Source organism: Okeania sp. SIO2B3 (assembly GCF_010672525.1).
GTDB lineage: Bacteria > Cyanobacteriota > Cyanobacteriia > Cyanobacteriales > Microcoleaceae > Okeania.
The window spans coordinates 33,822-57,262 of sequence record NZ_JAAHGH010000004.1 but is presented as its reverse complement, the minus strand read 5'-3'; the positions used below and the strand labels follow the sequence as shown (position 1 = coordinate 57,262).

Genomic DNA, 23,441 nt, shown 5'->3' with positions numbered 1-23,441 from the left:
AGGATAAATCGTTGTTTTTAGTAGACATCTACAAAAAAATCGGGTTTCTGGATTAGCCCGCGTAAATCCTGATGATATAATTATAGGTTTTTGTTATGTGGCCTCATTATTTTTTTTGAGTTTTGGAGTGGGTATTAATGATTGGGATAGTTTTGGCGATCGCTTATATTGCTGTCTGTATATTTTTGGTATTTTTACAGCAGCTATTTATATTTTTCCCTAGTTCAGTTATAGAAATAACACCAGAAAATGTAAATCTCTCTTATGAAGATGTTTGGTTATCTGTCTCAAGTGAAAAAGGGAAGTTAGAAAAAATACATGGATGGTGGATACCTGCTAATTCTGACACACTAAATCGAGGCGTGCTGTTATATTTCCATGGTAATGGTATCAATATAGGAGCAAATGTTGAACAAGTTTATCGGTTTCATAAGTTAGGTTTTGATGTATTATTAATAGATTACCGAGGCTATGGACTTAGTACCGGGAATTTCCCTAGTGAAGCACAAATTTATCAAGATGTAGAAATTGTCTGGAATTATTTAGTTAATCAAAGAGAAATTACTCCGCAAAATATACTGGTTTATGGTCATTCTTTGGGAGGTGCTATTGCTATTGAGTTGGCTACAAGGCATCCGAAAATGGCGGGATTAATTATTCAAAGTTCTTTTACTTCTATTCACGATATGGTGGATTATCAAGGAGGATTTTATAGATTTTTTCCGATCAAATTACTTCTACATCAAAAATTTGACTCTATTACAAAATTACGGAAATTAGATATACCTATTATGTTAATTCATGGTATGGAAGATTTGTCAGTTCCTGCCTCTATGAGCGAAAAATTATTTGCAGTTACTCCTGCTAAGATTAAAGATTTATATATGGTTCCAGGTGCAAATCATAATAATGTTGCTGCTATTGCTGGTGATGAGTATTTAGATCGAGTTAATAAGTTTATTAATCAATTAAAGGTGGTAGGTAGCAGGTTTTAGACCAATTTTATGTCAGGTGGCATAGAATTAGTTGGTAGTTGCTAGAAGGTAATTATTAATAGTTAATAGTTAATAGTTAATGGTTAATTGTTAAACTTATCCTCATAATCAAGGTACTAGCTAAAGCAGATTTAGTATTATGCCAAAAACTACCTCAATTAAATTAATTATTTCAGCTATAGGAATTATTGGTTTTATTTTTGCACCTCAGCCCAACTTTAGCGAACAAAATTCTTCTACTACCCTTGCTCAAATACCATCATTAAAACCTAGTGAACTATCCCAAGAAGTTCTACAAGAACTAACTCAATGTGTAAGAGAAATAGTTAAACCTACAGAAGCATCTTTAGAAACGTTACAAGTAGCTTCTATGCAATGCACAATGAGAGTAATAATGTTAGCTCCAGATGGTAAATTTCGCCCAGATGCTAATCAAAGAATGGAGGCGTTATTAGAAATAAGTGGAGCTAGTTTACCAGAAATTCTAAGTCAAGGAAAAGCTACTGTAAAACTTCAAAAACTTACTAATAGTCAGGTATTTACTCTTCCAGTAATAGTGGCAGGGGAAACTAAAAATTTTTTATTAGATACAGGTGCTTCTAATACAATTATAGAAAGCAAAATAGCTCAAAATTTGGGTTTAGCAAGTACTCCTATTCCCAATGATTTATTATCTTATTTTGTTGTGGGTGATGATTGTTCAAATGTTAATGCTAATATCCATGCTTTACCTACGATAAAAGTTGATGCAGCTACAGTAAATGGTTTGCAAGGAATGGGTTTATCTAAAACAGCTATTCCTGGTAATTTATCAGGTGTTTTAGGTTTAGATTTTCTCAAAGGTTTTGATGTAATTATTAATCCTCAAACTTCTCAGTTGGAGTTACTATCTCCTTCTTCTTCTGTTAATAATGCTATTCCTTTGATAGGTAGAATGGGAGTTATGTTAGCTGAGGTAAAAATTAATGGTAAAGGACCTTTTCTGTTTCTATTAGATACAGGAGCAGATTTGATGGTTTTATCTCAGAATTTAGCAAATGAATTAGGAATTGATATTGCTAATGCAGAAAAAATAGATGTCTTAGGATTTTGTGGTACTGAAATTGCTCGGAAAACAAAGTTAGATACTGTGAGTTTACAACAGCATGAAGTATCTCAATTAGATGGAATTATTATTGATAATCAAATTCTTGATTTAATAGGTATTGATGGGATTGTTGGTCAGAATTTTCTTAGTCGTTATCAGCAACATTGGCGATTTGATAAGTCTAATAAGTTGGGATTTCCAGAAACGGGAAGCTTGCTTTTAACTCCATTAGGAAATGATTAAATGTAGGAATAAATTAAGAAGTAAGAATGTCAATCTTATGAGGGAGTCAGGAGTTAGGAGGGAAAAAGGAAGAAGGAAGAAAGATGGAAGATGGAAGATGGAAGATGGAAGATGGAAGATGGAAGATGGAAGATGGAAGATGGAAAAAGAGGAGAAAGTTTTCCCAGACTAATTATCCGGATATGATATTAATACTACCTCAAAATTCAAGATAGCAACAAGGAGTTAGAGCAGTGTTGAACATCATAAAAAAAGCTAACTTGATTCAAAATATTTGGAGCATCTCAATTTTGAATAAAGCCAAAAAATTATCCCTTTTAGGGAATAGGGAATATATAGGAAAAAAAGTATTTTTGCAAATATGAGATGCACCCAAAATATTATTCTTAATATATCAATCAACTTGTTTTTTTCTTCAGAATTTCCGCACAACTTTAAATATTCTTAATTAATGATCAATTTGTCACAATAGTTGAATTAAATAAGAAGAAAGAAGGCAGAATAAAAATAGATAAATAGGAGAAAATTTTCGCACACTAATTATCAGGACATGATATTAATCCTACCTCAAAATTCAAGATAGCAACAAGGAGTTAGAGCAGTGTTGAACATCATAAAAAAAGCTAACTTGATTCAAAAGATTGTTCTTAATATATCAATTAACTTGGTTTTTTATTCAGACTTTCTGCACAAATTTAATACTTTTAATTAATTATCAATTTTTCACAATAGTCTAGTTGACAAAAAAAAAATCTTGTGATAGAACCAATAAACTATTAAAAGCTGTTATACAAGATAAAATAGTAAAGAAATAAACAAACAATAAATTGGGAGGCAAAGCCTAACATGAGTTTATTAAATAAGGTTCTTGGAGTTTACAATCCAAATCGAATGGCATTCTCACAACAAGAAGCAATAGCAGCTATTGCAGTATCTGCAATAGCCTCAGATGGTTATCTTTTAGATCAAGAAACAGAAAGAGTTATAGTACTTTTGGCGCAAATGGAAATGTTTAAAGGTTATTCAGAAAAACAGATTACAAATATGCTAGATAGATTGCTCAATTTACTCAGTGAAAAAGGTATAAGTAATTTAGTTGCTATAGCCAACGATGTGCTACATCCAGAATATAAAGAAACAGCATTTACATTAGCTATCGATCTAATCTTAATAGATGGAGTTTTTTCTGGTAAAGAACAAACATTTTTAACTCGTTTGTGTCAGATATTGGAAGTGCCTGTAGAGACCGCTTCAGCAATTTTTCAAGCTCAGTCAGAAAACTATCAGGAGAATAAAAAAAAGTCTAGAAAGTATAGAAATAATCAAAATTATGAATCAAAATTATGAAAAGTAAATAAAATCTGGTTATTTACTATTTGTAAAAAATCAAAAGTTTGTTAATAGATAAAAATTTTTGATGATCACGATTTAGACTTAAATCAATTAATAGCGAACAGTTATCAGTTATAGCAGAAGGAAGAAGGAAGAAGGAAGAAGGAAAAAGGAAGAAGGAGAAATCTTGCGTTGTCTGAGTTTTAAGCTTTTACCTGTCCTAATCTTTGCTTCGACTGCTATATCAGGTGTATTACCGAGGGTTTAAACAGTTATTTATTAGCACTAAACAAGTGTTTCAGTATTGAAACTGTATAGCAGAAGTAACAAGCAAGAAGCAAAAATCTTGTGTAGTCTAAATTTTAAGCTTTTGATATGTCCACGCCCTTTTCTTCGACTTCTATATCTTCCAAAATTGGGCTAAAAGAAGTCATCCCCTTTAGCCGATAGTACCTATACTAATCCTACCCAAAAACTTAATATCGAATCCATTTAATTAGCAAAAAAAATCGTCTATTGGAGTTGGAAAAAGTGAACTGATAACTGTTAATTAAATAATGGGGTAAATTAGGTAATAATTTTTTGATAAGCCTGAATAGTTTGTGTAGCGATCGCTTCCCAACTATAATTTTTTTTAGCTAACTCTTTAGCATTCAAACCTCGTTGTTTTCTTTCAGCTTCATTTTGCAAAGCTGACTTAATTAAAGTAGCCATATCCTCTATTTTGCAACTGCCAACCCAACCTGCTTTTGCATCTGCCACATCTTGACAAATATGAACTCCATCGGAAATAACTACTGGTGTACCTGCCACCATTGCCTCTGCTACTGCGATACCAAAATTCTCATAATAAGAAGGCAAAACAAATATATCAGCAACCTGTAATAAACTTGCCTTAATTTCCCCTGTAACAAACCCCGTTATTTTCGTACATTTAGCAAGAGGTGAAGTTTCTATTTGTGACCTGATTTTTGCTTCATAATTAGGGTCTTGAGGATTAGCACCTGCTAAAATAAATTGAAAATCTATCCCTTCTGCTAATAACTTTTCTAAAGCTGGTAATAATAAATCTAGCCCTTTTTTAGGTTCAATTCGAGACATAAATAAAATTACGGGATGTTTAATTTCTATAGCTTGAGATTGAAGATAATTAACTAACTTTTCATCCTGAATATTATCTGGGGGGTTAACACCCAAAGGAATTACCAAATCTCGTGTCAATAAACCAAATCTTTCAGAAACTTTTGCCTCTTCTAAACTGGTAAAATGAAGTGCTGCTGCACGAGCAATATTCCGCTTTTCTAACACAGAAACATAAACTTTTTTGAGTAATTTCTTTTTCCGTAAATCAGCCGGGTCTAAAGTACCTAAAGGTCTTAAAATATAAGGTAAATTGTTAGCTCTAGCCACAGTTGCAGCCATAGTAGTTACTGGTGAAAAAAGAGCATGAATATGAGCCAAATCAAATTCAGAAGCGTGTTGATTTAACCATTGTAATAACTTCAGAGAAAATTTATAACGACGGAATGGAGAACAACGAAAATAACGAATTTGATATCCATTTTGTCTAACAGGTTTATCAAGGGGAACATCCAAAGGTGGTTGACCTATATCCCCATTAGAATCTGTAGTAAGAATAGTAACATCTATATTTTGAGTAGCAAGAGCAGTAGAAAGTCCTAATACCATTTGACTAGGACCGCCATAAACAAGAGAAATAGATGGTACTATCTGTAATATTCGCATAATTTAATTTAATTATATTGGGGTTGCACAAAGCCGAATGATATTGCCAAAAATTAGTTTAGACTTTGACTAAAAAAACCTAATATTAATGATTCTAGCAATTTATTAATCCACAATCCAATTCAATCAAAAATCTCAAATCATTCATCGCTGTGCAACCCCTTCTCAAGCCTTAAAAAATCAAAAATTAGCGATCGCCTAACATTTTGCTCGTTGCATGAAAATTAACCAGGCCAAACAAACAAATAGAAAGTCCCCGCTAATTGAGGAGGCGACACTTTGGAGGTCTGCCAGCTCTGGAATTCTCTGCCGCATAGCAAGCAATAACACTCAGAGCATTGCAAGCTCCGCCACTACCCTGACTGCACAAACGAGCTAAGTTGCTAGGACCGCCAGCTTAATTAACCTGTCGTAAAAAATTGCAGGCTCGGTTATTATTTAGCTGTCGGCAATAATAGTTAATCTGACCAATACCAGCTCTACTGGCAGTATTAACTAAGTTACAAGCTCGCGCATTTCCTTGTCCGCACAGGCTACCTAATCTTCCACAACTCTGACTATTTCCATCTTTGTAGCAACTTTCGTAAAGATTGTTAAGTTGATTTGACCTTGCAGGTGATGGTATGGATAAGACCGTAGCGACATTTAGCACTGCCAAAAATATCTGTTTCATGCTCAATAACTAAACATTCTGAATTTACTGTAACGATAGTAACAGAAATATTATTCTAAGCGAAGTATGGATTTATCTTCTCTGAAGAAGAAGTCAGGAATCAGGAGACAGAATTTAGAAGAAAATCATAGCTGCAAGATTTTTTCACAAAGATAATTTTCTACAACAACAAAAATTATTTCTCTACAAGCATCAACTTATACTAATTCATAAACATTAATGCTGTAATCCCTCAAAATTTCAGTGATTAACTAATAAGTAAACTTCAATAATATTTTTAACAATTCTAGGCACAACCGTGAAGATATATTATTCCGAGAAACCCTACTCCCTACTGCCTACTCTCAAGAAAATGTAGGAAAAATGTACGATAAATGGTTTAATAAAGGATTAGGCAGTAATTCTAATATTTTAATCTTGGTAAAGAGAGAATTGGGAAAGCAAAACCTCTTCCTTTTTCCCTATCTCCTAGATAATTAGAGCTTGCTGCAATATTGCTAAAAGTCAGGATAGCTTACGGTAATGGAGCTTTTTATATTTAATTTATCTCCTAGTTATTGGCTCTTATGGGCATCAATTTACTGAAATTTTCTGCTGAAATTCAAGAAAATTTCTTAACATAAAATGAATGACCCAAACCATTACCTGTTCCCCCGTCTCCGCGTCTCCGTGTCTCCACGTCCCCGTGTCCTACCCCCACTAACCAATTTTTTCAGCAGACCCTAATTAAAACTTTCTTTCTTATGGCCTGTGACTGCGACGAATTTTAGTAATTTGGTCTGCCATATCCAAAATTGCTTCTGGCATATCTGGGCCTGTCAAAATTACATCTACATGACCAGGACGTTTTTCGAGAAACTCTATTACTTCAATATCTGGAATTAAGCCAAAATTAATTGCTACGCTTAATTCATCAAGAACTACTAACTCATACTTTCCTTCATCTACAACCCTTTGAGTATAGTCCCACAAATCCAGTAGTGAATTTTTCTGACTTTCATCTATATCCGGCGTATCAATACAACCACGAAGACCACAACGAACCCAATCCAGATTTTGTCCTAGTTGCATTGGATGCTCATGTCCCTGGTGAATTCCTCCTTTGAGAAACTGTACAATCAACACAGGAGTTCCTTGGCCAGCTATCCTCAAAGCTTGAGCCATAACATCAGTAAAGAAATTGCGCTGACCACTGGTGAATACTTGCACCAGACCAGGAACAGTGTATGGTAAATCGCTAGGAATATTTAGAGAAGGGGTTTGTAGTTGTGCAACCATTATGAAAATTAAAATTGAGAAATCTATTTTTGGTAATATACTGAATTTTTCCAGTTTGTAAGCTGGACTAAAACATTGCCCAAGGACAATACTTGTTTTACAATATATAGTGCTTTTTGTGATTCTACTACAAATTTTACACTATATATATGTCCAATTTAAAGAAATAGGTCATTTCAGTAATCAGTTATCAGTTATCAGTACCTCTGCAATCAGGAGGCAAGAAAATACGGAATTCTCTTTTCTCTTGGTCTCATGGATATGGCGAGGTCTCCTCGCCATCCCTCGACCGCTTTTTATCCCCTTAAAAGGGGAGGGTCTATTTATTGTCACGCGAGCGAAAAATTGATGGGGGGATGGGAACCCACCCCTAGCCCCTCCCAGGAGGGGAATTTGGGGGGATGGCCAGATGGGAGATGGAGATATTTGTATATTTGCACAATTAAATGTACTTCATCAGGACTTACGCAAAGACACTGTGTATAGTACTCATAACTATTATCCAATAGTTATGAGTACTATATATAGCGTATCTGCGTAAGTCCTATTCATATTAATATTCTCCCCAGGCAATGAATTAGCCCGGCCTTAAAAGGGGAAGCTTTAGACCAAAATTTCTTGGTAATATAAAATTGATAAATGTTTGCTACAAATAGCTAGGGTATTTCTTAGAAGTCAGGACTCAGAACTCAGGAGCCAAAATGAATGGCTTCAAAACTGGTATTGAAGTCAGAAATTCTCTTATAAAATAATCGAATATTGTGTTATGACTAATCAGGTTGAGGGACTGTGAGGCTAATAATTTTAGGTGGTCCAGGTGCTGGGAAAGGAACTCAAGCACAATGGTTATGTAATCATTTACAGATTCCTTTAATTTCTATTGGCGATTTACTCAGAGAAGCGATCGCTACTCAAACAACATTAGGCCAGATGGCGCAGCTTTATGTAGAAAAGGGGGAGTTAGTACCAGACCAAACAATGATCCAGTTTGTTCGTCAACGACTTTTAGAGTCTGATGTTAGCCAGGGTTGGTTAATTGATGGTTATCCGAGAACTGCTTTTCAGGCGGAAGAACTAAATTTTTTATTAGATGATTTAGGGCAAAAGCTAAATTGGGCAATTTATTTACAGGTATCTGAAGAGATACTTATGAATCGATGTCTACAGCGATCGCGTGCTGATGATGACCCAGAAATTGTGCGACGTCGGGTAGAGTTATTCTATGAGCGTACTATTCCTATTTTGGAATATTATGAATATCGTCAAAGATTACTTACTATTGATGGGGAACAACAAGTTACCCAAGTCCAACAACAAATATTACAGCAATTTCGAGAATTTATAATTTAGAATGCGCGAATTTAGAATTACCTCTTCTTATAAATAAGAGGATTGGATCAAAGGATTTTTTTTCTTTTTTCTCTATGAATGGAGAGGCTTTATACCTGAATTTTTAGGTAATTCTCAGTAGTTTATTAATTAATCAATTTATAGATATCTATGTCTTGGCAACGTCCTGATGGCAGACAACCAGAGCAATTACGTCCTGTCAGTTTTGAATTAGATTATACTAAATTTGCTACCAGTTCTGTTTTAACTAAGTGTGGTGAGACAAAAGTACTTTGCACTGTCACTATTCAACCAGGAGTACCTAAGTTTTTGGCAGATACGGGACAAGGTTGGTTAACTGCAGAATATAGAATGTTACCTGGTGCAACTCCCCAACGCCAACAACGAGAATTTATGAAACTTTCTGGACGCACTCAAGAAATTCAAAGGTTGATCGGACGTAGTTTGAGAGCTTCTCTGGATATGAATTTATTAGGGGAACGCACTATTATAGTAGATGCTGATGTTTTGCAAGCAGATGCGGGTACTCGTACTACTTCTATTACTGGGGGGTTTGTGGCAGTGGCGAATGCTATTAACAAGTTGATGCAGCAAGGAGAGTTGGAGCGATCGCCTATTGTGCATCAGGTTGCTGCTGTGTCAGTGGGGTTATTGGAGGGGAAAGAATTTTTGGATTTGAATTACACTGAAGATGTAGCTGCAGAAATTGATTTTAATGTGGTGATGAATGCTCGACCTGCTTTAATTGAAGTTCAGGGAACGGCAGAAGCAGGTAGCTTTAGTCGTACTCAACTTAATCAAATTTTAGATTTAGCAGAAGCAGGAATTCAAGAGTTATTTGTAGCTCAACGTCAAGTTATTTCAAGTTCGGTAGTATCGGTATTGTAAGCGCGGAGGTAAGGAAGAAGCGGTGCGAACCCGCGTTGGCGACAGACGCAAGCGGTCGGAACCCGGCGCCATTCGGAGCGGCTCTGTCAAGAGCTGGTTTCCTCGCCATGGGAATGCCGACCAACAGAGGGAATGCTTACCAATAGAGGAAGAGAGAAGAAGGAAGAAGGCTTAAAAGCTTGAAAAAACCTAAATTTCCTGTAGATATTCACCCTTGGGTTTACACAAACGATACCAGCGGACATGATATTATTTCAAGTTCGGTAGATCGGTATGATAAATAGTGCCAGCATCTTGTTCGCAATTAATGAATAGGGAATAATATCATGTCCGCTCGGGTAGCGCGATCATAAAGTTCTTAGGTGGTAGGTTTTAGGTTTTAGGTGCAAATTCAATTGTATGTGTTGGGTTGCGCTACCGCTTAACCCAACCTACAGTTTTTTTTGATGGAAGCTATATTTCACAATTTATCCCAGATAAAATTTGTACAACTTAATTTTTACATGATTCCTAAATCTAATCGTAACTGATGAGAAAATTTTAAAGTAATTTCTGGAAAGCTATATTTAGAGCATCCAAGGTGGAGCTTCTTCCAATTCCATTTCTACTTGAGCTTCATCTCGAGTTTCATCAATATTAAGTATGACTAACTCATTATCTGGGGTGCGAATTTTTATATTTAGCGATCTTAAACCTGTAGTTGAATTAATATAGCCTTCGTATTTAGATCCTATAGGTAATTCTGATAAAATTTCCTCAATTTTTTCAATTAATTTTTCAGAATTACGATAATACTTTGTTGCATCTGCAACTATTTTATTGACCTTTTCTTGACTAATTTTTAGAGTCCTGGCTAACTCTAATACAAAACTATTTTCTTCTTCTGTTACTTTATCATCTGCTATTGCAATTTTTACTGCTAAATCAAAAGCATTTTCTATTTCTTTTTCATCTTGAAGTGCCTGTTTCGCGGCAGAAAATAATGCTTCGTTTTTTTCTGTACGAATAATTCTTAAAACTTTTTCTCTAGCTGCATCAACTTCTTTAGCGTTAAATCCTTTTTTTAGTAAAAAACCCTCTAAAGTTTCTACTTCATTCATATCAATATCACCATCAACTGCCATGACCATTAAACCAATAGCAAAGATGGCTTCATTAGAGGTTAATTCTTCTGAACATTTTACTTGACTGTTAAAAATATGTTCATATGACATAGATTTTTTGAGACTATCAAATTTTAATTATATATATAGCAATCAGTACAGGATTTGTCAAAAAATTAAAATTATAGATAACTAATAAAGTTTAAAACTATTAGCACTTTTTCCTACTCCGGTGTTAATTCCAATATATTTTCACCCACAGCCTAAATAGACTGCTATAAATAAACTAACTTTTAGCTTTTGGACAAACGTTCCACTGGCTTTCCTCCTAATAGTTTATGAGCATCTTGAAGAATATCTGGAATTTTTTCGGCATGGGGACTATTCGCAAGACATTTACTCAGGTCATATTTTTCTAATTGTTCCGCATTTGCACCAGGAAACCAGTGGCTGCCATTACCTAATAGGTTATAGCGCATTTTACTGTATTCGACCATATCGTAGGCGATCGCTAGATTTCTTAACCATAAAATCACAGGGATATTGATATTTCCAGGAGTATCTTCTACAGAGGGCAAACCAATGTCCCAGGTTTTGAACCAATTTTCTCCTAGTTGAGCGATCGCTTCTTGCTCTAGTTTTGCCAATATTGATGGTAATATCTCATCAGCTTGATCTAACAATTCAATTGTTTTGAGATGTTCATCAAAATCTGTTGGTTGTGATACGCCCAAACTCAATGTATGCACTTGAGGATGACTCAAACAAAATAGATCGTTAAATACCATCGGGCTGAGTGGATAGCATAAATCGACTAATTTCTGTGGTGGTTGATACAGTTTACCTCCTTTATCAGAGGGACTAATAATAAATACTCCCATATCAAAGCGATTAGCAGCTTCTATTGCTGGCCAATTATTTTGATTAATGTAGTACCAGTGTAAGTTAACATAGTCAAATTCATTTGTTTCTATAGTTTTAACTATGACATCAGTGGGCCCGTGAGTGGAAAAACCAACAAATCTTACTTGGCCTTTCCTTTGTAATTTTCTCGCCACATCTAGACAACCTCCTGGCCTAATTGACTGATGGAGTATTTCTAATGTGTTAATCCCATGTATGCCTAGCAAATCAACATATTCTAGTTGTAAAAATTCGAGGGACTGCTGAAACTTACTTTGGAATTCTTGAGGATCGGCGCTTGGGCTTACTTTTGTCTGGACAATAAGTTTTTCCCTTGGTAGCTTGGGTAAAATTTCTCCAAGCTGCATCTCGGATGTACCATAACCACGAGCGGTTTCTATGTGGTTAATTCCGCATTCTAGGGAGCGACGAATTGTATTTTCTAAGTTTTGTTGATTATTTGGTGGGATTTGATTTTTTGGAACATCTTGCCATTTATATTGATACCTCATTCCACCGCAGGAAAATATTGGCATTGGTAATTCTGTTCGCCCAAAGCGTCGATACTGCATCATTATGAATAATCTTTCTGAACTTACATCAAGGGATCTTCTACTACTTCTATATTATTCATAGTAAAATTAGTTCTGGCTAAGGAACCGTAATATTTTCTTGCTGCTTCGTCATAAGCTACTGCAGCATCTTTTTCTACATCAAAACGGCCTAAACGTATTTGTTTTTTGTACACTTTGATTTCAGCAATCCATTTTCGTTTATCTTTACACCAGTACACTCCCCGATATTTAGATGAATGTTTGACGCTAGGTCTCCTGTGCATTCGCGCACTTCCTTTGACTAGACGTAAGTTCTCTCGTCGATTATCTAGTTTGTTGTGGTTAATATGATACACGGATACGCCTATAGGAGCATCCATAATCACTCTGTGCATATAAACTGTGGTTCTTTTGCCATCTTTCTTGATTGTTCTGGCCGCAAACCCGTCTATCAAGTACCATTTATATTTTGATAATTCCTCATAGTCTTGTTCATCAACTATTACTACCTGCCCTCTGGTAATCAAGATTTCTTTTGACATTTTTTCGGCCTTCTTTCTACATTATTCACATTATTCAATAAAGTTATTATTCTCCCTTGTTTATCTAGAGAAGAGAGTGGAATGCAAAACATTTGAGGCCAGTACCCAGTATGTATGTTTTTTTAGAACATTTTATTTGACTTTTTATCTCTCTAGCTACGGCTAGATTATTTTGTCTGAGCTGCACCCCATTTGTCATTAATAAATCAATTTGTGTTGATTTATTTTTTTTATTGTCTATGTCTAGAAATTGATAAGTTTAAGTTATGACTCTTATGGTCAATTTTTGGTCTACTGAACTTTTGTTGTATTTATCTTTTAGTAGGTATAGTTTGATTTTTTTTGTTAATCACCCCCCGAATTATAGCTATTTTTAACCCGCCTATAAGTTTGTGCTACTAATCAAGACTTCATCTATAAATTAATGATAATCCCACCTTAATTTTTTTGCCACTTTCTAGAAATAAATTCAGTAAATTAGCGGAGTCTATAGAATGATATTTCACAAAAATAGAAATATCTTAACTTTTATTGATAGTCTCTATAGCTTTTCTAGATTGATGTTTAATCAAAAGGAGTTTACAGTTAGCTACTGTCCATCTGGTTACAGAAATTATTCTTCAGATAATATAGCACAGATAAGGAGGGTGAAGAATAGTTAAGGATATTACTTTATGGTCAATTAAAGCATCTATAGCAATATGAAATGATTCGTGAAAAAATGGGCGACTTTAAGGCAGGAGGCAGAAAGCAGATGCTAGAAGGGAAGAGAGAAGCAGGAAGTTTTTAACAAGTCCAATAATTTCACAAATGATTTAGTATTGCTATATAACCCCTTTTTCCTAAAGTTTTTTCTTTAAATCTTTTTTTAAAAAAGAATGGAAAGTTATGATGGATTTTGAAAAGTCTTAGATTAAGAGCTTTTGTGAAGAATAAACGTGAACTTGATACTTGATATCCTGAAAATTATTTAGTTAAATATATATGGTGTGGTGGGTTGAGTAATAAATAATCTCATAATTATATTTTATTATTGTTTGATATAGCGTTTCTCAGCCTAATGAGGTACACCTATCTTTAAATTAATTTGTCTTCAGATCCTAGAGCCGGTGTTCCCTGTTCCCTAAAACCAACGAATGCGCGTACCTCATGCCTCTTGGAAATTGCTATATGTCATAATTTCTTTCATATTGATGAGAAAATAAAATAGTTAAAAATATGCAAATTTAGCAATTATTACAATTGAAAAATTCATTTCATAAAGTTATATGGAAGAGCAGAATGTCAATAAAGATTTTCAAAAAAAAGAACTTTCAAAACCCATAGGAAAGTTATTACAACAAGCTGGTTTAATTACGGGAAACCAAGTAGAAGAAATTTTACAATATCAACGTAGTAACTACCACCTAAGATTTGGAGAAATCGCTGTAATGTGGAGAATAACTAATCAGGAAACTGTAGATTTCTTTGTATACTTATTTCCTAAACTAATTACGGATAATCCCAAAAAAACAGTTGGTGAGTATCTGAAATTAGCAAAATTATTGAATGAGAAACAAATATATTCTATCTTGGTAGAACAGAGTCAAACAAATTTACGTTTTGGAGAGGTCGCAGTGCAAAAAGGATGGCTGAAGCAAGAAACAATTGATTTTGTATTGCAGTACATTCAAGGTGAATTTACTCCAGCTATATAAAGCTCAAAAGTTTTTTGATTCAGTGAAGTACATAACTTCCGCTTTTTGCTTTGATCTCTGTTTTGTCACTTTCGGAGAGGGCGATATTTACATCTGTTACAGGGTAGGCATTTGAGAAATTTGGACATATTTTATATTTTCTATTAGGAAATAAAGTAGCGATAAAACTACGTTCCGCTGACATGATCGCTCTCTAGAGAATAGGTCTGGAACTTAGAAATTACAAGTCTTTTCCAAGAAGGATATGTTATATTTGACTATACTTTTATGAACTATCTGTACTCTACTCTCAATAAACATCTGGCGAAAAAAAATAGACTTTTTGTAGAAGTAGGCAACAGCTCATCTGCTCCAGAAGGCAAAGGGAAAGAAACTTTATGAGATAAAAACACGAAAAATGAGGCATTGCTGAGGGATGGGGTGAATATAAGTAGGTGGACATCCGGCCTGGCCGAAAATATAAGCAATGGGCAAAATGCCTATTCCACAAAACTATTAAAATCATCCTGCATTTATGCAACGCTAAAATGCTATCCACATATAATTTCCGGAGATATCTAATCAAAACTGTCGAGCTACTTAATGTCCTCCAACTACTACATTTTTAATCATCAAGTGGGGACTGCCAATACTGACAGGCAAAGGTGCTTGACCTGCTTTACCACAACTACCACTATTGTAAGTAGAATCATTACCGATCGCTTCAATATCTTTGAGAGTTTGAAATACATTCCCTGTTAAAGTAACATTACTGACAGCTTCCGCAATTTTTCCATTACGAATCATATAACCTTCTGCCGCAGCAAATGTAAACATTTCTCCGTTGGTTTGGCCACCTAGACTGCCGATGGCATAAACCCCTAGATCGATATCTTTAATCATTTCCTCAACAGGGCGATCGCCTGTTTCAATAGCTGTATTAGTCATTCTGACAATAGGTGGATACATTGCATTTATAGCTCTAGCATTTCCTGTAGGTGCTTCTCTCATTTTTCCAGAAGTTTCTCGATTATGCAGATGAGTTGTTAATACTCCATTTTTAACTAAATATTTACGCTGTCCAGGAACACCTTCATCATCATATTTTATAGAACCATTTAAACCATCAATAGTGGCATCATCTATTACATTCAACTTTTCTGTACCTATTGGTTTACCTAATTTTAGTAACTCTTCCATCTGGGGGTTCTCAGAAATAGAGTCTGCTTCAGAAAGATGACCAAAAGCTTCGTGAATAAATACACCTGCCAGATAAGGATCTAACAATACAGTATATTGTCCACCTTTAATGGGTTTTGCCTCTAGTTGACGGATGGCCTGTTCTGCTGCTCCGATAACTTGTTTGTCAATGTTGCAGAGAGTGTTATAATCAGTACGAGAACTGATAGACTTGATGCCCTGTTTAACTAAACTGCCTTCTCCACAAGTCATGGCTCTAAACTTGCCATTGACATCTAGGCGTTCCTGTGCTATGCAACTGCCGATGGAATTGACAAAATAAGTAATGGCAAAGCGATCGCTATAACTCACATTTGTGCTCTGAATTCGAGGGTCAAAATTTAGTAATAACTGATTATAACCTTCAATTAATTGTCGTTTTTCTTCTAAAGATATGCCACGGGGGTCGCGACCAAATTTGACTGCTACATAGTCTTGAATAGCTTGAATGGGAGCTAATTGAGTAGTTTTTTTTCCTACTAAATAAGCGTGAGAAATTGCTTCTTCGATTCTATTTGATAGTTCTGAAATATTGTTGAAAGTAACGAAACTCCAACCTCCTTTGTGGCAAGCGCGAATACTTCCGGCAAGGGAAAAATGAGAGTTAATTGTATTTAATTGTAGACCATAAAATGAAATAGTAGTTGATTCACTTTGTTCTAGGCGAATTTCTAGATAATCGACATGATTACGGTAATTATAAATTTTATTTTGTAATTGCTCTAGAAGAGAATTATTTTTTGTTAGTTTTGTAGCCATTATCTATTTTTATGCTGATATTAATGTAAGCGTTCAGCAGTCAGCATTCAGCAGTCAGCTTTATTACTTTTAGTGGACAATTAGAGCTGCGTTATTCTTGTGCTTCAATTCTTTGTTTAAAAATGTAGTAGAAGTTAAGCAAGTGCTTGCTTCATTCATTAAAAAACTTAGAGCTGACTGCTAGTAGCTGTTTGCGCAGCAGTCCGCAGGAAATGCTTACATATTAGTTGTTCTAGAATCAAATAATTTTTATGAAAATTTGTAGTTCTTATTTACTTTCTTACTCGAAAATGTTACTTCTGGCTTATAGTCGCTCGTTCGGTTATTATTTATAATAATAAATATTTGTATAGAACACCAGTGGAAGCTAATTAGAGAATACCTGAAAATCTTAATTTCATCTTAGTTAGGATTGTAGAATACTTGTACATACATTTTTGAGTTATGAATGAAAGCTGAAATAATCAATGCAATAAACACAGCTTGGCAATTTCTAGAAGGTAATAGCAGATTCATGTCTTGGAATCTATTTTTAGCTTTATTTCCTTTGGCCATGAGTTTTTGGTTGTTTTCCAAACCTCACTCCATTTTTATACGATGGGGAGTTTTATTACTATTGGGCGCTACTTTATTACCAAATATAAACAGAGTTGTGGCCTATGGCAATAAATTGAATATTGAGGTGGCGATCGCTATTACTTTAGTATTAATAATTTTAGGTATATGTTTATTACGTCGTCCCCAATATTTTTCTTTACTGTGGTGGTTTGGTTTATTAATTTTTATCGCTTTTTTACCTAATGCTCCTTATGTATTAACTGATATTATTCATCTCTATCAAGATATTCGTCAAAGTAATTCTGTATGGGTTTTGACTTTAGCAGTAGTTCCCCAATATTTGTTATTTATGTTTATTGGGTTTGAAGCTTATGTTCTTTCTTTAATTAATTTGGGCTACTATTTACATCGACAAGGTTGGAGTAATTTTATTCTGGGAATAGAGTTAATTATTCATTGTCTTTCTGCTATTGGTATTTATCTGGGAAGGTTCAAACGTTTTAATAGTTGGGATGTAGTTACTAACCCTGATGCTTTGGTAAAAAGTGTTTACAATGATATGTTTGATCTAGGTCCTATTTTAGTAATATTTATTACTTTTATAGTTATTTTTGGTTTATATTGGCTAATGAAATTAGTAACTTTAGTTCTACTGCAACAATATCAAATAAATCAAGAAGAGTCAGAAAAAATTTCTAGAGCTTCACCAAAATTTTAGTCAGGTATTTAAACAATTAATAATTAATTAGTCAATTTTGGGAACTATACCCTTTTCATTTGAAATGCGGAAACAGAGTCTTACTCAAAAGGGAACAGGGAACACCGGTTCTGGGAAAAGTAAAGAAGAAAAAACAGCATTAAATAGTAGCTTTGCACAATAATTAATGGATACTCAAGACAGGATTTTTTGATTAGAAAAAAGCTCAATCTAGATTTACATCTCATTTGAAAACACTATATGTATCAGATTGTAAATTAGCTCAGAAGTTTATATTTATTGTTTTTAGGTTTTTTTTGATTAAAAATACAACGTCTTTTTTTTGGGTGCATCTCATAGCAAGTAAAAATACTTTTTTTCCTATATATTCCCTATTTCCTATTCCCTGTTGCCTGTTGCCCGTTGCCTAAAAGCGATAAATTTTTGGCTTTATTCACGCATTGAGATGCACCCTTTTTTTGAGCTTGCCCTACTTAAAAATATCGATAGGCTTTTAGGAAACTTCATTACTTATTTAGTAAATATCGGTAGCTTGAATTAGCTATAGATGGACATAGTTGAAATTATCGATTGCTATGTTTTTTTTATATGCATAATTCCGTATATTTACAGATGAAAAATCATAGGTTATGATTGATATTAGTTAGTTCGTATACAACCAAGAATGAATAAATTTAACAGTAAACTTTGGAATAGTTTTTTGCAGATTGCTCAACCATATTTTTATCCATTAGAACCGGGAGGAAACAAAGTATTTTTGGGATTATTATTTCTGCTTTTGATGTTTTTATTTGCTGCTGTTTTTTTAGTTGTGAGTTTAGTTTGCATAGTTAGTGAAGCTATATTTGGTGAGTCATTTAATAATATTGCTCCTGGTTTAGTCGATACTATTCAAAATATTATTAATTCACACTGGATATTTGTTATTGCTTTAATGATTGTAGTTCCTGCCATTGGTTTTTGGTACTACAAAAGACAACTTATTCCACGTTGGCAACCTTGGGCATTATTAAGTTTGTTATTATTATTATCTCTATCAGTTAGTGGTTTAAATGTAATTATTAGCTATGTAGGTAACTTTTTTACAACTGCATTATCTGAAAAAGACCAGCCTACATTTTGGCGGTTCTTATTTGTTTATGCCGGGGTTTTTATTATTGGTACTCCGATAGTTGTTATTTACACATATACAAGGCAAAAACTAGGACTGTACTGGCGAGAGTGGATGACAAATAAATTTCTAGATAATTACTTAGAAAATAGGTCATATTATGAAATAGATTCAAAAGGCACAATTGATAATCCAGACCAAAGAATTGCGGAGGATATTAAATCTTTCACAAACCAAAGTTTATTTTTTCTTCTCACAATTCTCAACTCAGTAATTGACGTTATTTCCTTCACAGGAATTCTGTGGTCAATATCAATACCACTCTCAATTTTTCTGATAATTTATGCTGTGGCGGGAACATTAGTAGCAGTAATTTTTGGCAGAAAATTAATTCCTTTAAATTTCTACCAACTCAAACGAGAAGCAGACTTTCGTTATGGATTAGTTCATATCCGCGACCATGCCGAATCAATTGCTTTTTACCGAGGAGAAGAGCAAGAATTATCTCAAATTAGACAAAGATTTTCTCAGGTATTTAATAATTTTAATTTGTTGATTGGGTGGCAAAGAAATGTAGATTACTTTACTACAGGTTATCGATATGCAGTAATTATTTTGCCTTCCTTAATTATGGCTCCTATTTATTTTGCAGGTGACATTAAATTTGGAGATATTAGTCAGGCAGGTTTTGCTTTTAGTCAGGTTTTAGGAGCTTTTTCTTTAGTAGTTAGTCAAATCGACAACTTAAGTAATTTTGCAGCTGGTATTAACCGTTTGGATAAATTTAGAGAAACATTAGAAGAGACTACAAAAGTATCAGAAGAAGGAAATAGGGAAATTGACATCACAGAAAGTTCTAAATTAGCGTTAGAAAAGATTACTTTAAATACTCCTTTAAACCACGAAGAAATTAATGAAAGTCAAAAGACTCTGGTGAAAAATTTATCAGTAGCAGTAAATTCAGGTCAAGGATTATTAATTGTTGGAAAAAGTGGAGCAGGTAAAAGTTCTTTATTAAGAGCAATAGCAGGTCTATGGAAATCGGGTACTGGTCGTTTAGTACGCCCTAATTTAGAAAAAATGTTATTTCTACCTCAGCGCCCTTATATGATTTTAGGAAGTTTACGAGAGCAGTTATTATACCCTCAAATTAATCAAGATTTTGATGAGTATGAATTAAGAAAAATTTTGAAACTGGTTAACTTAGAAGATTTACCAGATAGATTAGATGGTTTTGATGTAGAGTTACCATGGGAAAATGTTTTATCTTTGGGAGAGCAACAACGTTTAGCCTTTGCAAGACTATTATTAATTAAGCCTAACTATGCAATTTTAGATGAAGCTACCAGCGCTTTAGACTTACAAAATGAAGCGGAACTTTATCAAAAATTACAAGCAACTCAAACAACATTTGTAAGTGTAGGACATCGTTTAAGTTTGTTAAAATATCATCAACAAGTTTTAGAATTAACAGGTGGTGCTAATTGGCGAGTATTATCAGCAGAAGATTATCAAACAGAAGCTAGTTCATTTAATTAATAAAGGAAAAAGGAAGAAGGAAGAAGGAAGAAGAAAGAAAGAATAAAGATTGAATAAAAAAAGGGCAAAATGATAGAGATAACTTTCTAAAAGGAATTGGATAAGCTCTTGTTAAGTAAGTATTTCCTAAGGAATGCTGCGCAAATAGCTATTAGCATTTCCTACGGAATGCTCCGCAAACAGCTATCAGATGCATGGAAGAAAGAATCAAACAATGACCAAGGTTAGCTGAAAAGACTATTTCATTTTCTGCGGAATGCTGCGCAAACATATTTCACTTCTTGAATACTAATTCCTTCTTCCAAGATAACGACTTAATAGTTGATAGCTGACCGCTGAATGCTTACCTATTAAGTGCAACTTAATGGAGAAATGGTATTAGGAAATATCTACTTTTTCCTTATTTCAAACTTTCTTCTTTATTTTCTCTTCCTTCTTCAAAGGTTAAATTAATTTTGCATAAATACTTATCCTTTGGCATCAGTATTTCCTGCGGAATACTGTGAAAAAAACCGTCAGCTATTAGGGCTTTCCTGCGGGATGCTACGCAAACAGCAATTAATTTTGGGGAAGGTAAAAGCAACCTTTGAAATTGAGTTTGAATAAAAAGTTACTGCCAAAGTACCCTTCCCAAACCTGAGAAATAATTATTCACTACTAATTGCTGAAGTGCTTACTACTAATAGCTGAATACTTATCCTTTAACAGCTCCTGCAGTAATACCTTGAACAATTCGACGTTGAGCTATCAATACCAAAATTAACAAAGGAAATGTGCCTATTACTGTTGCAGCAGCAATTGGTCCGTAGGGAATTTCAAATACAGAAATCCCCCCTATCTGAGCAACTGCAACGGGAATAGTATACATTTCGGAACGAGTAATAAAAGTCAGAGCAAAAATAAACTCATTCCAGGAAAAAATAAAGGTTAAAATTCCTGTGGTTACTAATGCTGGAATTGTTAGAGGTAAGATGATATTCCACAACATAGAAATTGTGCTGTAACCATCTATTTTTGCTGAATCTTCTAAATCTTTTGGTAACTGTTGAAAAAAGCTTCTTAAGACCAGAATTGTCAGAGGTAAATTTATTCCCGTGTAAGGAATAATTAGGGAGATGTAGTTATTACCTAAACCAAGAGACTTAATAATTTCTAACAAACCCAAAAATAATAATACATAGGGAAATAGACTGACTATTAAAATACAGGCAATAATGATATTTTCTCCAGGAAGTTTTAACCGTGCCAAAGTATAAGCAGCAGGCGCTCCTATTCCTAAACAAATAACTGTTGAAATAATAGACACAAAAGCACTATTAAAAACATAGCGGAGAAAACCCAAACCCAAACTAAGATAGTGGTCAAAAGTTAATTGGTTGGGAGTGGGGAAATAAATATTAGGAACTGCTGATATTGCCTCATTTGTTTTGAAAGAAGTTAGTAATTGCCATAAAACAGGAGCTAGGAAAAATATGACAGTTAAAACTACACTTATCCACAGAATTATTCTGCTAACTTTTAATGATGATTGATTTTTTGATGATGATTTTTCAGCTATAGACATTTTTTATTCCTTATTTACAGCAGTTATTAAGTTGATGAGGTACAAAGTTTTATTGCTCTAGGGAACAGAGAACAGGAAAGGAATAAATAGTCTTATAGGCGATCGCCAACAACAAACTAATCGGGACTGGAGAGAGTGCCCGAACTACCAGAATGCTGTGGGGTAGGCGAAAAGCTATCAAAGCCCCAACCAATTATCCAGCCTAAGACAGGTGATGAGCAAATCGTCTTTGCACTTTGCTTAACACAAAACTCCATAAGTTTATATTCAATCGCTTTTGTACCGACCCCTGGAGTTAAAGCTAATCCGAGTCCAACTAAAAAGAAAACTGTTTCAACAGTGGCTTTGTTTTCCTGTGCGATTCTTTCTTCTTCTGTAATTGTTTTGTCGTTTTCATGCCAGCCCGGGAAATCTCCGCCGTCAAATACTTGTGGTGGTAGCATAATTTTAAATTGGTTATTTTTTCTAACTTTAGCATTTTTGTACCGGGTTAGATGACGGTTTTTACTACTATTAATTTCGAGGTATGGGCTGATGAATCAGTGGTTCACTTACCCACCAAGAAACCCTCGCACCACTACAATTGACTTTTGTACGGGCGAATGCCATTCGCCCCTACGACTTTTAACTTCCGCATAGCGGTACTAGCGATCGCCACGGCAAGAATTAATAATAGAAATGTTACTACTACTAAAGAAGCTCCATAACCAAAGTCTAAATAACGTCTAATAGTGGCATATATATAGATAGAAACAGTTTCTGTTTTTCCAGCAGGTCCACCTCCAGTCATTACTTGTACCAGGTCAAAAGTACCAAATGCTTGAGCAAATCTGAATAACAAAGCAATTACTATTTGTGGGATTAATAATGGGATTGTAATTTGTCGAAAACTTTGGATAGAATTAGCACCATCAATAGCATGAGCTTCGTATAAATCAGAAGAAATAGATTGTAATCCTGCTAATAAAATGATGGCTATAAACGGCGTTGTTTTCCAAACATCAGCAATAATTAATGCTAACATTGCTCTGAATGGGTCGCCTAACCAAGTAATATTAGTTTGAATTAATCCTAAACGCAAAAGTAGGTCATTAACTATGCCAAATTGGTCATTAAAAATCCATGCCCAAGCTAATCCCATAACTGCAGTTGGTAATGACCAAGGAATGAGACTAACAGTACGAACAAAACCTCGTCCTCGGAATGATTTATCTAAGATAAGAGCGATACTCATTCCTAATATTAATTCTAGAAAAATAGAGATGGTTGTAAATATTGTAGTGTTCCATAAACTTTGCCAAAAACGACCATCACTTAACATTCGACTGTAGTTTGTTAAGCCGGAAAAAATAGGTTTTAATTCAGTACCTAAATTTTCTGTAAATAGACTTAACCAAAAAGCTCGGCCAATAGGATAAACAAATACAAATAGTAATACTAGAATAGCTGGTAAAATCAAGAGCCATCCTGTTAATTTTTCTCTTTTTTCAATTGTGTTTATTGTCATTGATTTCTACTGTTTTTGAGCAATAAGTTGGGAATAACTAATAGCTTTTTGTCACTACATTACACAGCTAATACCA

General features: G+C 34.3%; 19 protein-coding genes. 9 read left to right on the top strand and 10 right to left on the bottom strand.

Translation table 11 applies throughout. The annotated features are described in order from the left end of the window. Positions 1-137: 137 nt before the first annotated feature. From F6K15_RS04545 to F6K15_RS04530, 4 genes are all read left to right on the top strand, one after another. Entirely contained in the window at positions 138-995 is an 858-nt protein-coding gene (locus F6K15_RS04545) for an alpha/beta hydrolase (protein ID WP_293057614.1), read from the top strand. Between the two features lie 139 nt (positions 996-1,134). Continuing rightward, complete coding sequence (locus F6K15_RS04540) at positions 1,135-2,325, top strand: retropepsin-like aspartic protease (RefSeq protein ID WP_293057611.1); 1,191 nt, start codon at positions 1,135-1,137, stop codon at positions 2,323-2,325. Beyond that, positions 2,318-2,497, top strand: coding sequence for a hypothetical protein (locus F6K15_RS04535; RefSeq protein ID WP_293057608.1), 180 nt, complete (start codon positions 2,318-2,320; stop codon positions 2,495-2,497). The genes F6K15_RS04540 and F6K15_RS04535 overlap by 8 nt, the downstream gene beginning before the upstream one ends. 719 nt (positions 2,498-3,216) lie before the next feature. After that, positions 3,217-3,672 carry a tellurite resistance TerB family protein gene (locus tag F6K15_RS04530; RefSeq protein ID WP_293057605.1) on the top strand — a complete coding sequence of 152 codons (456 nt, stop codon included), beginning with the start codon at positions 3,217-3,219 and terminating at the stop codon, positions 3,670-3,672. 552 nt (positions 3,673-4,224) lie between these two features. Here F6K15_RS04530 and hpsP read toward each other — a convergent pair. The 3 genes from hpsP to F6K15_RS04515 form a co-directional block, all read right to left on the bottom strand. Then, a complete protein-coding gene (gene hpsP / locus F6K15_RS04525; RefSeq protein ID WP_293057603.1) occupies positions 4,225-5,403 on the bottom strand; it encodes a hormogonium polysaccharide biosynthesis glycosyltransferase HpsP in 1,179 nt (392 codons plus the stop codon). A gap of 397 nt (positions 5,404-5,800) precedes the next feature. Beyond that, positions 5,801-6,076, bottom strand: a complete 276-nt coding sequence (locus F6K15_RS04520; RefSeq protein ID WP_293057600.1) for a hypothetical protein — start codon at positions 6,074-6,076, stop codon at positions 5,801-5,803. A gap of 741 nt (positions 6,077-6,817) precedes the next feature. After that, complete coding sequence (locus tag F6K15_RS04515) at positions 6,818-7,354, bottom strand: P-loop NTPase family protein (protein WP_293057598.1); 537 nt, start codon at positions 7,352-7,354, stop codon at positions 6,818-6,820. A gap of 789 nt (positions 7,355-8,143) precedes the next feature. On the opposite strand from F6K15_RS04515, the gene F6K15_RS04510 reads away from it, so the two are divergent. Beyond that, entirely contained in the window at positions 8,144-8,704 is a 561-nt protein-coding gene (locus F6K15_RS04510; RefSeq protein WP_293057597.1) for an adenylate kinase, read from the top strand. Between the two features lie 150 nt (positions 8,705-8,854). After that, positions 8,855-9,592 carry a ribonuclease PH gene (gene rph, locus F6K15_RS04505; protein ID WP_293057596.1) on the top strand — a complete coding sequence of 246 codons (738 nt, stop codon included), beginning with the start codon at positions 8,855-8,857 and terminating at the stop codon, positions 9,590-9,592. Positions 9,593-10,158: 566 nt separating this feature from the next. On the opposite strand, the gene F6K15_RS04500 is transcribed toward rph, so the two are convergent. The 3 genes from F6K15_RS04500 to F6K15_RS04490 all read right to left on the bottom strand — a co-directional run bounded on the left by F6K15_RS04500 (position 10,159) and on the right by F6K15_RS04490 (position 12,694). Then, entirely contained in the window at positions 10,159-10,806 is a 648-nt protein-coding gene (locus tag F6K15_RS04500; RefSeq protein WP_293057593.1) for a tellurite resistance TerB family protein, read from the bottom strand. A 182-nt stretch (positions 10,807-10,988) separates the two neighbouring features. After that, on the bottom strand, positions 10,989-12,170 hold the full coding sequence (locus F6K15_RS04495) for an aldo/keto reductase (protein ID WP_293058203.1): 1,182 nt from the start codon (positions 12,168-12,170) through the stop codon (positions 10,989-10,991). Between the two features lie 23 nt (positions 12,171-12,193). Further along, the gene (locus F6K15_RS04490; RefSeq protein ID WP_293057590.1) at positions 12,194-12,694 is read right to left on the bottom strand and encodes an AP2 domain-containing protein; all 501 of its coding nucleotides are present in this window, start codon (positions 12,692-12,694) and stop codon (positions 12,194-12,196) included. Between the two features lie 1,268 nt (positions 12,695-13,962). Here F6K15_RS04490 and F6K15_RS04485 point away from each other — a divergent pair. Beyond that, entirely contained in the window at positions 13,963-14,391 is a 429-nt protein-coding gene (locus F6K15_RS04485) for a hypothetical protein (RefSeq protein ID WP_293057588.1), read from the top strand. Between the two features lie 579 nt (positions 14,392-14,970). Here the strand turns inward: F6K15_RS04485 and F6K15_RS04480 are convergent. Continuing rightward, positions 14,971-16,368, bottom strand: a complete 1,398-nt coding sequence (locus tag F6K15_RS04480) for a TldD/PmbA family protein (protein WP_293057586.1) — start codon at positions 16,366-16,368, stop codon at positions 14,971-14,973. Between the two features lie 448 nt (positions 16,369-16,816). Here F6K15_RS04480 and F6K15_RS04475 point away from each other — a divergent pair, with 448 nt between their 5' ends. Further along, the gene (locus tag F6K15_RS04475) at positions 16,817-17,644 is read left to right on the top strand and encodes a DUF1361 domain-containing protein (RefSeq protein WP_293057584.1); all 828 of its coding nucleotides are present in this window, start codon (positions 16,817-16,819) and stop codon (positions 17,642-17,644) included. Between the two features lie 664 nt (positions 17,645-18,308). Further along, positions 18,309-20,294, top strand: coding sequence for an ABC transporter ATP-binding protein/permease (locus F6K15_RS04470; protein ID WP_293057582.1), 1,986 nt, complete (start codon positions 18,309-18,311; stop codon positions 20,292-20,294). Positions 20,295-20,988: 694 nt separating this feature from the next. On the opposite strand, the gene F6K15_RS04465 is transcribed toward F6K15_RS04470, so the two are convergent. The 3 genes from F6K15_RS04465 to F6K15_RS04455 form a co-directional block, all read right to left on the bottom strand. Next, positions 20,989-21,858, bottom strand: a complete 870-nt coding sequence (locus F6K15_RS04465) for a carbohydrate ABC transporter permease (RefSeq protein WP_293057579.1) — start codon at positions 21,856-21,858, stop codon at positions 20,989-20,991. A gap of 116 nt (positions 21,859-21,974) precedes the next feature. Beyond that, entirely contained in the window at positions 21,975-22,301 is a 327-nt protein-coding gene (locus F6K15_RS04460; protein ID WP_293057576.1) for a hypothetical protein, read from the bottom strand. A 134-nt stretch (positions 22,302-22,435) separates the two neighbouring features. Next, positions 22,436-23,365 carry a carbohydrate ABC transporter permease gene (locus F6K15_RS04455; RefSeq protein ID WP_293057573.1) on the bottom strand — a complete coding sequence of 310 codons (930 nt, stop codon included), beginning with the start codon at positions 23,363-23,365 and terminating at the stop codon, positions 22,436-22,438. Between the last annotated feature and the right edge of the window lie 76 nt (positions 23,366-23,441).

What these genes read in the sequence shown, in the direction of transcription:
- F6K15_RS04545 (WP_293057614.1), top strand. Translation starts at nt 138, where the DNA reads ATGATTGGGATAGTTTTGGCGATCGCTTATATTGCTGTCTGTATATTT.
- F6K15_RS04540 (WP_293057611.1), top strand. Translation starts at nt 1,135, where the DNA reads ATGCCAAAAACTACCTCAATTAAATTAATTATTTCAGCTATAGGAATT.
- F6K15_RS04535 (WP_293057608.1), top strand. Translation starts at nt 2,318, where the DNA reads ATGATTAAATGTAGGAATAAATTAAGAAGTAAGAATGTCAATCTTATG.
- F6K15_RS04530 (WP_293057605.1), top strand. Translation starts at nt 3,217, where the DNA reads ATGGCATTCTCACAACAAGAAGCAATAGCAGCTATTGCAGTATCTGCA.
- hpsP (WP_293057603.1), bottom strand. Translation starts at nt 5,403, where the DNA reads ATGCGAATATTACAGATAGTACCATCTATTTCTCTTGTTTATGGCGGT.
- F6K15_RS04520 (WP_293057600.1), bottom strand. Translation starts at nt 6,076, where the DNA reads ATGAAACAGATATTTTTGGCAGTGCTAAATGTCGCTACGGTCTTATCC.
- F6K15_RS04515 (WP_293057598.1), bottom strand. Translation starts at nt 7,354, where the DNA reads ATGGTTGCACAACTACAAACCCCTTCTCTAAATATTCCTAGCGATTTA.
- rph (WP_293057596.1), top strand. Translation starts at nt 8,855, where the DNA reads ATGTCTTGGCAACGTCCTGATGGCAGACAACCAGAGCAATTACGTCCT.
- F6K15_RS04500 (WP_293057593.1), bottom strand. Translation starts at nt 10,806, where the DNA reads ATGTCATATGAACATATTTTTAACAGTCAAGTAAAATGTTCAGAAGAA.
- F6K15_RS04495 (WP_293058203.1), bottom strand. Translation starts at nt 12,170, where the DNA reads ATGCAGTATCGACGCTTTGGGCGAACAGAATTACCAATGCCAATATTT.
- F6K15_RS04490 (WP_293057590.1), bottom strand. Translation starts at nt 12,694, where the DNA reads ATGTCAAAAGAAATCTTGATTACCAGAGGGCAGGTAGTAATAGTTGAT.
- F6K15_RS04485 (WP_293057588.1), top strand. Translation starts at nt 13,963, where the DNA reads ATGGAAGAGCAGAATGTCAATAAAGATTTTCAAAAAAAAGAACTTTCA.
- F6K15_RS04480 (WP_293057586.1), bottom strand. Translation starts at nt 16,368, where the DNA reads ATGGCTACAAAACTAACAAAAAATAATTCTCTTCTAGAGCAATTACAA.
- F6K15_RS04475 (WP_293057584.1), top strand. Translation starts at nt 16,817, where the DNA reads ATGAAAGCTGAAATAATCAATGCAATAAACACAGCTTGGCAATTTCTA.
- F6K15_RS04470 (WP_293057582.1), top strand. Translation starts at nt 18,309, where the DNA reads ATGAATAAATTTAACAGTAAACTTTGGAATAGTTTTTTGCAGATTGCT.
- F6K15_RS04465 (WP_293057579.1), bottom strand. Translation starts at nt 21,858, where the DNA reads ATGTCTATAGCTGAAAAATCATCATCAAAAAATCAATCATCATTAAAA.
- F6K15_RS04460 (WP_293057576.1), bottom strand. Translation starts at nt 22,301, where the DNA reads ATGCTACCACCACAAGTATTTGACGGCGGAGATTTCCCGGGCTGGCAT.
- F6K15_RS04455 (WP_293057573.1), bottom strand. Translation starts at nt 23,365, where the DNA reads ATGACAATAAACACAATTGAAAAAAGAGAAAAATTAACAGGATGGCTC.